Annotated in this window: 8 protein-coding genes and 1 pseudogene; 7 read left to right on the top strand and 2 right to left on the bottom strand. The window is 57.5% G+C overall.

Going from position 1 to position 10509, the window contains the following annotated elements:
- The 4 genes and pseudogenes from AC1DJB_RS19285 to AC1DJB_RS19270 all read left to right on the top strand — a co-directional run.
- Positions 1-141 (top strand): annotated as a pseudogene (locus tag AC1DJB_RS19285) (IS30 family transposase); the annotation flags it as partial.
- Between the two features lie 655 nt (positions 142-796).
- Positions 797-1456, top strand: coding sequence for a response regulator (locus AC1DJB_RS19280; RefSeq protein ID WP_476910733.1), 660 nt, complete (start codon positions 797-799; stop codon positions 1454-1456).
- Positions 1453-3240 (top strand): hypothetical protein, encoded by a 1788-nt coding sequence (locus AC1DJB_RS19275; RefSeq protein WP_476910732.1) that lies wholly within the window; start codon positions 1453-1455, stop codon positions 3238-3240. The genes AC1DJB_RS19280 and AC1DJB_RS19275 overlap by 4 nt, the downstream gene beginning before the upstream one ends.
- Positions 3241-3583: 343 nt before the next feature.
- Positions 3584-3871, top strand: coding sequence for a hypothetical protein (locus AC1DJB_RS19270; protein ID WP_476910731.1), 288 nt, complete (start codon positions 3584-3586; stop codon positions 3869-3871).
- Positions 3872-3944: 73 nt separating this feature from the next.
- Here the strand turns inward: AC1DJB_RS19270 and AC1DJB_RS19265 are convergent, their stop codons facing one another.
- Together AC1DJB_RS19265 and AC1DJB_RS19260 are read right to left on the bottom strand one after the other, a co-directional pair.
- The gene (locus tag AC1DJB_RS19265) at positions 3945-5468 is read right to left on the bottom strand and encodes a hypothetical protein (RefSeq protein WP_476910730.1); all 1524 of its coding nucleotides are present in this window, start codon (positions 5466-5468) and stop codon (positions 3945-3947) included.
- 12 nt (positions 5469-5480) lie between these two features.
- Positions 5481-6575: an acyltransferase family protein gene (locus AC1DJB_RS19260; protein WP_476910729.1), complete on the bottom strand. Its 1095-nt coding sequence runs from the start codon at positions 6573-6575 to the stop codon at positions 5481-5483.
- A gap of 240 nt (positions 6576-6815) precedes the next feature.
- On the opposite strand from AC1DJB_RS19260, the gene AC1DJB_RS19255 reads away from it, so the two are divergent.
- The 3 genes from AC1DJB_RS19255 to AC1DJB_RS19245 all read left to right on the top strand — a co-directional run bounded on the left by AC1DJB_RS19255 (position 6816) and on the right by AC1DJB_RS19245 (position 10481).
- A complete protein-coding gene (locus tag AC1DJB_RS19255) occupies positions 6816-7958 on the top strand; it encodes a glycosyltransferase family 4 protein (RefSeq protein ID WP_476910728.1) in 1143 nt (380 codons plus the stop codon).
- Entirely contained in the window at positions 7955-9346 is a 1392-nt protein-coding gene (locus AC1DJB_RS19250) for a lipopolysaccharide biosynthesis protein (protein ID WP_476910727.1), read from the top strand. Before AC1DJB_RS19255 ends, AC1DJB_RS19250 begins: the two co-directional genes overlap by 4 nt.
- A gap of 529 nt (positions 9347-9875) precedes the next feature.
- Positions 9876-10481 (top strand): YdcF family protein, encoded by a 606-nt coding sequence (locus AC1DJB_RS19245; RefSeq protein WP_476910726.1) that lies wholly within the window; start codon positions 9876-9878, stop codon positions 10479-10481.
- Positions 10482-10509 lie beyond the last annotated feature (28 nt).

Genomic DNA, 10509 nt, shown 5'->3' with positions numbered 1-10509 from the left:
TGGAGTAGCGATGACCTCGCAGCGATCGCGCACACCCTCAACACCAGGCCACGTAAAGCACTCGGCTGGAAGACGCCCGCCGAAGCGCTCGAGGAACAGCTACGATCAGTTCAACAACCCGGTGTTGCGACGACCGGTTGAATCCGTCCAGTAACCGGTAGTCCATCCTGTCGAATGGTGTGGCCGGCCAGTCGGTTTGGCCGGCCACAGACTTGGCTGCTCCGAAAGCAAAGTCTCACGCCCGGTATCTCAGGGGGCTGACGCATCGGGCGCACCATCCGGGGGCGGCTACCCCACTCCGGGGGCGGCTAACCCACAACGAACGCTATCGTCGAAAAGGACCGATAGGTGGCCGTTTGCTCGAATTTGAGTGGTAATCCCTGCGAATTTGAGTGGTGATCGCTGCGAAATTGAGTGGTCAGCCGCGCTACCCCGGAGTAGGCGGGCAGCCAAACCGGTCGCAATAACCGAACCCCTGGAGGTGAGGGCAAATTCACCGGGGCTATCCTCGCGGCATGGGGAACTACAGCACGGGATATCTGGCCAGGGATGAACGGCGCGAGCGTCGGAGAAGGTTTCAGCGGAAGCTGTCCTACGTTGGATTGGCTATTTTGGGCGCCGCCACAATCTTCGTTGTGACGATCGCCCTCCGCCACTGAGGCCGAAGCCTGAGGCAAGCACTACGGCAGGCGGCGTCGCGAAACGCGACGCAAGCGCCGCCGTCGTGATCTGTCCTGAGCCGTAACAACTGGCTGCTGCCGGTGAATCACTCGGTGTGCTCGGATACCCTTCAACCATGGGGGCTATGGGGTGGGTTCGGCGGGTACTGGTTGTCGAAGATCAGCCATTCATGCGGGGGCTGGTCGCCGATGCCTTGAGGGGCGCGGACTTCGAAGTGCATGACTGCGCGTCGGCGTCCGAGGCGCTGTCGATGTTCGCCGCCGTCGATCCCGATGTTCTTGTGACTGACATCGATCTGGGAACCCGGCCCAACGGCGTCGAACTGGCGCACGTCGCGAAATCGCTCTCCCCCGGGTGCGCCATCGTTTTCCTCACCAACTATCCGTCGGAAGCTCCCTTTTCCGAGTTGCCGGCGGGGTCAACCTTCGTCAACAAGTCGTCCCTTGACTCCGTGGACGCCCTCATCAGTGCGGTCAACTCGGCCCTCGTGGAGCTTCCCGTCACCGTGACTCCCCCTGTGGCGTCGGACGCAGCGAAGATCGGCGCCCTGACCCGTGTACAGCTGGATATCCTGCGCATGATCGCGGAGGGCTGGTCGAACGCTGAAATCGCCAAACAACGGGGAAGCAGCATGCGCTCGGTGGAGAAGGTCGTCTCGCGCACGTTCGAGGCCCTTGGCCTGAACCGAAATCCGGGCGTCAATCCGCGGGTTGCCGCGGCAACGCTGTACGCGCGCGCGTTTGGGTTGCCGGCCCCTGCCGATAGCGATAAATGAGCGGCCGCTCCCCTGCGCTCTGGGCCCGGGGTATCGGCGGTAGCAATGCCCTGAGCTTCTGGTCGTGGCTTCTGACCTTGCCTTTGGCGCTGACGGTCATGAATATGTTCGCCGGATCGGTCACGCTCGCTGGGACGGGATCGGTCACGCTGGCTGTGGAAGGTTCCGGCACTGCGGTCGTGTTTCTCGTGCACGTCATGCTCGGACTTTTGGGGATACTTCTTCGCCCCTTAATCACGGCACGGCGGAGCCTCAAGGGCAGAATTACGACGGCGTTCGGCACCTTCGCGTTCCTGGGCGCCTGCCGCCCTCTCCTCGTGGCTTGGTCCGCGCAGGCCCTGAATATCGCCGACCTCAGTGAAGATCTCTGGGCGCGCGTCCTCATCAACATCGGGGCGGCCCTGGTCTTCCTCTCGGCGATCGCGATGCTGACGGACTCCATCCGCGGGCATGCCGTACTCGAACGCCGGCTCCGCGCTGCTCAGGCTGCGATCGAAGCGCAGCTCGGATTCGATGAGAACCGTCTGCGCTCGATCCGTTCCGACTATGTCACCGAACTGTCCGGGCGTCTTGACACAGTCCTCTCTGCCCGGATGGTGACAGCCCTCGACAGAGCCGAGGCCTCACGCCTGCTGCGTACGATCTCCGATGACGTCGTCCGCCCGATGAGCCACCGTCTCTTCCACGACCACACACCGTTGCCGCCTGAGACAGCCCCTCCGCGGCCGCCTTACCGTGTAGAACGCACCGAGCGACTTACGGATTTGATCCAGGCTGCACCGCTCGCATTGCCTGTGCTGCTCTTTGAATCACTCATCTCAGTGCGTCTGCTGACCGAATACGACGTTCTCTTCCTGCTGGTTCAATGGGTTGCGGGCGGGGCCATCCTGCTCATCGGGAATGCAGCGACGGCACGGACGGTACGGAGGATCACCAGTCCACTGTGGCGAATTTCCGCCATGGCCCTCTGCTACGCGGGCACGGCCGCAATTGGCGCGTCGGTGACCTGCCTACTGCAGGACGCGTTCGGCTATGCGCCGTTCTTCTACTGGGCCGCTATCTGGGCCTATCCGCTGACGGCGCTCACGGTGGCGGTTCTTCGAGCTGCCGAACGCCGACGACGGCGGCATGAAGTCAGGCTGGCACGCTCGCTCAACGAGCAACTCAAGCTTGCCGACCGCGCCCACCAGAAGCTGCTCCACACCCGCCGGAGGGTCGCCAGGATCCTGCACACCAAGCTCCAGGGAAACCTCGTTTCGAGCGCCCTCGCCCTGGCTGCCTCCGGTGGGAACGACCCAGAAGAGGATCTGGCGCCGCAGGACGTCAGGGACATCCTGACGAGTGCCATGGCTACAGCGCAGAGTGAGATCTTGGAGGAGCCGCAGGGGCAAACGGGGAGCGCAGCGTCGAGTATTCAAGACCTGCTGGGTACCTGGAGCCGCGTGCTGAGGCTGGCATGCGACATTGACCCTGGAGTGTGGGACTTGTGCGACGAGGACCCGGTCAGGGCCGAGGCAGTCATCGAAGTGCTCTCGGAAGGCTTCACCAACGCCATCCGGCACGGTGAGCGAAACCATGTCCGCGTCACGATGTCTGTCCACGAGCCGCAACCGACACGAACGGCGGCTGGCACCGGAGCCATTCACATATCCATCAGCTCCCCGGGCCGGCTCCGAGGCCCGGTCCGACCCAGTCTCGGGATGACGACACTTCAGGCCCTGTGCAAAGAGGTGACGCTCAGGGAGAAGGGCGACAACGTCGTTCTTCGGGTTGTTCTTGCGTGAGGTCGCCGATTGGTCTCTGTGTGAACTTTGGAGGGAACTCCGCCGGGCAGTCGAGTCGTTTGCCTCTCCCGGCAGCCAGATGATTTGGCCGGCGAAAACGGTTGCGCCGCCCGCAAACTTAGCAGGGCGGTCCCAGCCAAAGTCCGACGACCGATACCTCACGGGGCTGACATTTCAGACGCCCCCATCATGGGGACTGGGTAAATGCCCGACGACGAAGCTTTGCCGGAAGGGCCGATACTCGGCCGTCTGCCCCACGCGCGTGGTGGTTGCGGCACTACGGAAGGAAGGCCATCTCCAGCGAATCCGGGACTTTCCTTTCGCCGGCGCAGTGAAGGACCTCTTGTCCAAATACCGCTGGTGGTGCGAAGAAATGGTGTGCGAGAAGCTCCCGCTCTTTGAGACCAGTGCCCAGGTCCCGCTGCATGCCCGCTCGACCGGCTGGCTCTGGGGTCAGCTCGTCGATGCTGTCATCCGTTCGGGCCGTGCCGGCTCGGAAACAGCTGCCGCGTTCACGGCGTCCTGGTGGATGGTCCAGACCGCTCTCAACGAGGCCTGCGTTCTCGCGCTTCCCGATGCGGACGGGCACCCGACACACAGTCTCAAGCAGCTTCAATGGGGAGTCCGCTGAAATCGGGAGTTAGTTATCCATGGCGTCGGCCCAAATGGATGAAGCCACGCTTTCACAGGCTCACCTGGGCAAGTCAGGTCAACGACGCCCCATCAAACCCACTCTTGGACCCACGGATCGTTCCGTCACGACCACGCCTGACAAAAACATACGCGACCAGGATGACAGACAGGTATGCCATCGATTGCAAGAGCGAACCGCGTAGCAGCAACAACAAATAGAACGGGAGGATGGACCCCAGTACTCCAGGCAGAGCGCCAGATCGCATCGACAGTTCCGTGGTCAGATCCAGACGACGGATCACTACTCCCACCAGAAACATCCCGAGCACGAGGACAACCCATCCTCCATTGACCATAAGCTCACCCCAAAGCGGGGCGGATAGGTTCCGGAAGCCATAGAGCTTGAAATCCGCCAGTAGCGACCCAGTGTCAATAGGCTTGTCCGCCCAAACGCTTCGCGGGACCCAAAAGAACAGAACGCCAAGCATTTGACTACCCCACGTATGCCCGTAAGTTGCCACGTATTCGACGGAATTCGTAATTTGAGACCAGCTATCAAAGTCTCCACTAAGCATTGCTTCGAAAGGATTTTGGGACTTTGCGTTCGGCGTCAGCGAAGATCGAAACATGTCTGCAATCGGAAAAAGATAGACCATACCGAAGATAGCGGCGATTGCTCCGACTCGAAATTTGCCAAGAGATGAGAACGCCCCAATGGACGCAAGAAAAGCAAGCAAAACAGTGCCGAATACATAGCGCGGGCTACTGATCGGATTGACACAGATGAACAAGCAAATGATCGATAAGACGGGAAGAAAGACTGGGGCCCGCTGTCCCGAATTCCATCTTGTCCTCAAGATGTGCATTTGCGCGACAACGGAGACAAGCAGGCCCATTTGCGCCGCGCCGGTGATAAGCGAAGCAGTGCTCCTATCAGGCCAGGCAACTGATCGAATGTAGTCCAAGCTCAGCCGGCTAATAAACAGATTCGAGAAACCAATCTTGTACACATAATAGGCGGATACCATGATAGCCCCAAGTGTCAAGAGGTTCACCCTTCGCCCGCTAAGGTCGGCGACCTTCCTTTCGGACGACACGGTCTGGGTCCTGAGAAGCCAAGCACACAGGAATGCGGCGCACCCTATAAGAACCACAGCAGTGGTTGACCAATCCAAGTCGTGATTTATGTTCCCGGCAGTGTCAGTATCGCGCCCAAGTCGGAGCTGAATCATCGGCGCAATACCTAGGAAGACATACACAAAAAGCCAAAAGGTCATCGAAAAAAGTTGGCGATTCCGTGACCCTAATACGACCGAATACGCGCAGCCGGACAGAATCGCAATTAGAAGAGGACCGATGTACTTACCATCAGAGGCATCCGTCGCTGTTCCATATTCGATGAGGATGGGGGCGACCGCGCTTAGAGCTAATGCCGAAAAAGTAGCCAGGAACGGATTCCGCGCCTGGCTTTTGACCATCGCCGTTTGAGTGACTGTGGATGCTTGCGCCATGGTTCCCCCGGTAAGGCCAACGATTCCCCCATGATACAGGCCGAAAGCGCGACCGGTTGATCCCGCATGGGCTGCAGCGCTCACTGCTGCCCGCTGCTAACCCGCCCTAGTATTTTCTTGGACGCCCGATGGGACCCTTCGGCCGAGCAAGCGGTCAATGGGAAGCTCCACATACTTGTGAAGACCCCAAGCAGTCACGACGCTCAGGACAAATGCAATGCCAAACCCGATCCACTCGCCGATTCCGATTGATTGGAAGCCAGGTTGGGCTAGCCGGGCGATGAAGATGTTATGCACTAGGTAAAAGCAATACGAGATTGCCCCTAGTTGCACGGCCCATCGGCTTCGGAGCCAACCAGCCGTTCCAGCGAGATCTCGCTGAGCGGCTGCGACAATTAAGATGGCGAAAGGAACGACCACCAATGCCACGATTCCATACGCTGATGGCCACAGCCCTGCTGCAAGGTATGCCATCCCTGCGAGAAAGACCGCGAACTTCCATGAGATCGCAGGCATGCGCCCGGCTCTTAACTGCATTGCAAGCACTACTCCGAGAATAAATTCAGGAAATCGTGCTAGCGGGAAGTAATAAGCAGCCCATGCCATGAAAGATCCGTCATCGAGGTCCGACGAGTTGAGAGATTGGGAAGCGATGGCAGCGAGAACGACAGGGACCGCAGTTGATACGGCCGCGGTGGCCCAGAGGCCTCTGGCGGTCAACTTGCGGAGCGCTGCGACAGTGAATGGAAACATGAGGTAGAAAAAAGCCTCTACTGAGAGGGACCATGCGGGAGTGTTAACGGCAAAGTACACATGTTTGTCCGGCACCCAAGCTTGCAGCAGGAACGGCGTCAACAATCCGTTCGCCAGGCCCTTGGGGTCCCGAACAAGCCACAACACTTCTGCGAAGAGCAACGCCGCCAGGTATACGGGATAGATGCGCGCTGCCCGCCGACGGTAGAATCCTAAAAGCCGATCTCCGGGCTTCGAGGACCACGCGAGCACGAAGCCACTCAAGACGAAAAAGAACGAAACACCACTCCGGCCTTGACCGAAGATGGAGTGCACCACGCCCGACTCCGGACCGTTGATGAAGAGCAGCCCATGAAAGACAAAGACCGCCAGTGCGGCAAAAAACCGTAGGCCAGTGAGCCGATGAAGCCGGACGCTGCCTAGTTGTGTGTCCTCCATGGGCGAACCCTAGCATGCGGAAGATACTGCAAATTATCACAGAGATTCGACGAGTCGGATACTCACGCACTCGTCTCTTTGCCCGCGGACTCTTCTCAACCGCGGATCTCAAAACCGAGTCGTGCGTCCAACCGCACCGCCAGCCCACGACACGATTCTGTGAGATAGTCTTTCGAAGCGTGGGCCATGGGGTGCCTTCAGCGATGCTTCCTCTACTTGTCGGAAGTCTCGCTCATTCGCGTGGCCGCGAAGGTCGCTTGGAGCTCAGCAGATGGGGTGGAGTTAATGCGCGTAACTTTTGACGATCAGATTTTTTCTCACCAAGCTCGCGGCGGAATCAGTAACTACTTCGCCAATCTAGCCGTCCGATTCTCGAGGGACGCTGATCTAGGAGTCGAGCTTTCCGGATTTCCAATCTACACAAAGAATGCTCATCTCAAAGAGGCCGGCATGGGGTCATCGCTGCCATTGGCACGCCTAAACAAGGCGCCAATCCTTCGATTCTCCAATCGCGCCGTCTCAAAATTTAGGAAATTAAAACGAATTCCGTCACCAGAAATTGTACATCACACGTACTATTTCGGCACGCCTTGGCACTCGCATCCGGAGAGTCGTCATATCGTCACTGTTCACGACATGATTCCCGAAATGTTCCCCGAATACTTCCCTTCCGGCAACCCACACGCTCGAAAAGAGGAACACATATTTGCAGCAGATGCAATCGTATGTGTTTCCGAGACGACAAAGTCCGACCTAATGGCCCTGTATCCCGATCTCAAAGTTCCAGTGGTAGTAACGCCACTAGGAGTCTCCGAAGAATTTCACCCATCGTTCGAAACGAAAGGCGACCACGCCAACTATTTCCTGTTTGTCGGACCGCGCGGAAACTACAAGAACTTTGATCTATTGCTAGAAGCCTTCGCATTGATATTCAAATCAACCACAGCCAGCCTGCTTCTCGTCGGCGGAGGATCAATTCAACCCAGCGAAGCTTCCCGATTTAGTGAACTAGGCCTTGAAAGCCGAATTCTCCATGCTACCCCGGAAAACAGCGAACTTGTAGAAATGTACCAAAAAGCCATTTGTCTCATATACCCCTCGAAATACGAAGGATTCGGGCTCCCACCTCTTGAAGCTATGGCGAGCGGTTGTCCTGTCCTGTTATCCGAGACTCCAGCACTGCGAGAAGTCGCCGGAAATGCAGGCGAATACTTTCCGGCAAGCGATCCTGAATCTCTGGCCGCGAAAATGGTAGAAATGTCCACCAACGCAGAGTTCCGAAGGGATTCAGGAGAGCGTGGCCTAGAGCGATCGTCGCTATTTTCATGGTCACAGACTGCTTCGAAGACTCGTGATTGCTACCTTGAGTCGCTTAAATCATGACTTACCGCACTCCCAACGATACCGGTCGAGAACACGAATCTCCGACAGCTGGAGGACGCGGGAACCGTCCGGCGCTTGCCGCAGACCTTTTGAGGACAAAAGCCGTTAAAGTGGCATTCCTCACGGGTATCGGCTCGAAAGCGGGTACCACGATCCTCGGCCTTCTGTCCGTGGCCATAGCGGTGCGTTCGGTCGGAAATATCGAGTATGGCGTTATCACCACAATTGTTGGCCTGGTCGGACTATTTGGATTTCTCGACTTCGGCATAGGAAACGCAACAATATTTGATCTCTCCCAGCTCTACGCTCGAAAAGATGATAAGGGTATTCGAAATTTGAACGCGAATTCCCTCGTCTTCTTGACCGGAATCTCGCTAGTCTTGCTCTTGATCGCCGTGCCGGCTATTCTATTTTCCTCACCGGATTTGTTATTCAAAGCTCCCGGCGTGGACGTCCGACAGGTTCGGCTGGCGCTAATTATTTTTGTGACCGCTACGGCGATTGCGATCCCTGCCACCTTGGGTTCGAGGTTGGCACTTGCAATACAGAAAGGGTTCGTCAATAATTATGTGAATTTAATTGGCGCGGTAGGCGTATTTGTGTCTGTGATTTTATGTGGCGTCTTGAATGCAAGTCTGGTCTTTTTTGTTATCTCCTTTGCGTGCATTCCCGTACTCGCCAACGCGGCCCAGACTTTTTGGATGTTGCAGTCTCAAAACGGCCGCTTCCGTCCTGCCTGGTCGAGCTATAAATTCAGCGTTGTCCGTCGATTAATTGCAAGAGGACTCCCCTTCATGGCGCTGGCTTTCGCCGGAGCTATGACATATCAAACGGACACCCTGGTTGTTATTTACGTTGTTGGCGCCAGCGGCGCCGCCATCTTCGGTGTCGTACTTAAGCTCTTCAGCGGATTAACGACCCTCTTCTCGGGTGGGCTTCAGCAAATGTGGGCTTCGACCGCGCACGCTTTGGCTGATGGCGATATGCCTTGGGTCAGGAAATCCTTTGCGCGCACCTTTTACCTGACCATGAGCCTTTACGCGACAGCTGCAGTTGCTTTGGTCCTCTTCGGCCAGTTCGGGATCGAAATCTGGGCAGGCAAAAGCGTCGTCCCTGACCAAGGACTTATCATTGCCTTTGCCCTGTGGAATCTCTACGCCTTCGGCATGAGTCAACTGAGCATGCTCCTGAACGGGGCAAACATTGTCAAAGTTCAGGCAATCAGCGCATGTCTGATGGCGCTTGCAAATGTTCCTTTGACGATTTTCCTCAGCGGGCTAATCGGCCTGCCTGGGCCTCTTTATGCCAGCCTGCTCTGCCACGGCCTCTTCGTGGGAGTCCCGACCATTGTCATGGTTCGTCGGCTCCTGCACCAGAAGTTGACTTGAAGGCCTTAGGGTTCAACTTACCCTTGTACTGAGGCGAGATAGTCCTCTCCCACTCCGTCAGTAGACTTTCATAAACTCCCAGCGCCCCCAGCACTCAGTGGAACAAAAGTCCGACTTCAATCTGCGGGGTATCCGTTTCCCGCAGTATCGGCAGGTTCTGTTTGGCGTGAATAGCCCCCGGAGCATCGCTAGCATGTCGAGACCTTATCGTTTGGCTTGGAACGGGGTGATACCCCAAGACAATCGGAGGACGACATGGGGGACTACGTTGATAAACGTAGCCTGATGAAGCGAGGTTATCTGACGTTTCGGCCCGATCTTAACGATTCCTTTACGCGAGGGCGCTGGGAGTTGGCTGAAGATAACCTTCGAGTACACATCCAATCCATCTCGCCTTTAGCCATGGCCGTTCGGCAGGCTCAGCATTCATCCACGAAGGGCATGATCGTGGATGTTGGGGGACGCAGATAGTAGACTTGGATCCGGACCAGCGCAGCCGCCCACATCCGAATTTTGGCTAGAGGACGGTATGACACTTACTGACACTCCACCCACAGAGACCACCGCGCCCCAGCGGACGTGGAGGCTGCTGTTCAGAGCTTTGGCTGCAACAAGTGGCCTAGTGATCGTCTGGGCCGTCACGGGCATTTTTCTTTACGTAGTGCCGCCTGCCGACGAACCCGCACACGCAGATGTGTTGTTCGTACTCGGACCTCCTGACCGACGCATCGGCTACGCCGAAGAACTGATGCAGCAGGGGTACGCGCCTACGCTTGCCGTCTCAAGCCCGGTCGGAAAGGACAGTAGATACGAAGCAGCCATATGTAATGCCCACCGACCGTACCGGATTATCTGCTTCAACCCTGATCCTTTCACCACGCAAGGCGAGGCCCGGGCGTTAAAGGATCTGTCAAGCAAGTACGGCTGGAAAAGCGCGAACGTCCTTACGGCACAGTTCCATGTGACCCGGTCGCGGGTGCTCATCGGCCGCTGCAACACAGGCGACCTGCACATGGTCGCTGACCGGAGGGGTCTCCCGCTGTTCTCAGCGTCGAACCCCACTTATTCCTGGGCATACCAGTACGTTTACCAAACCGCGGCCTTCCTCAAGGTTGCGATTCACCCAGATTGCTAAGGTCCGAAGGGCTAGCCGGCGCCATTGG

Source organism: Arthrobacter sp. 01T428 (assembly GCF_056398685.1).
This window is presented reverse-complemented; position numbering and strand designations above follow the sequence as displayed.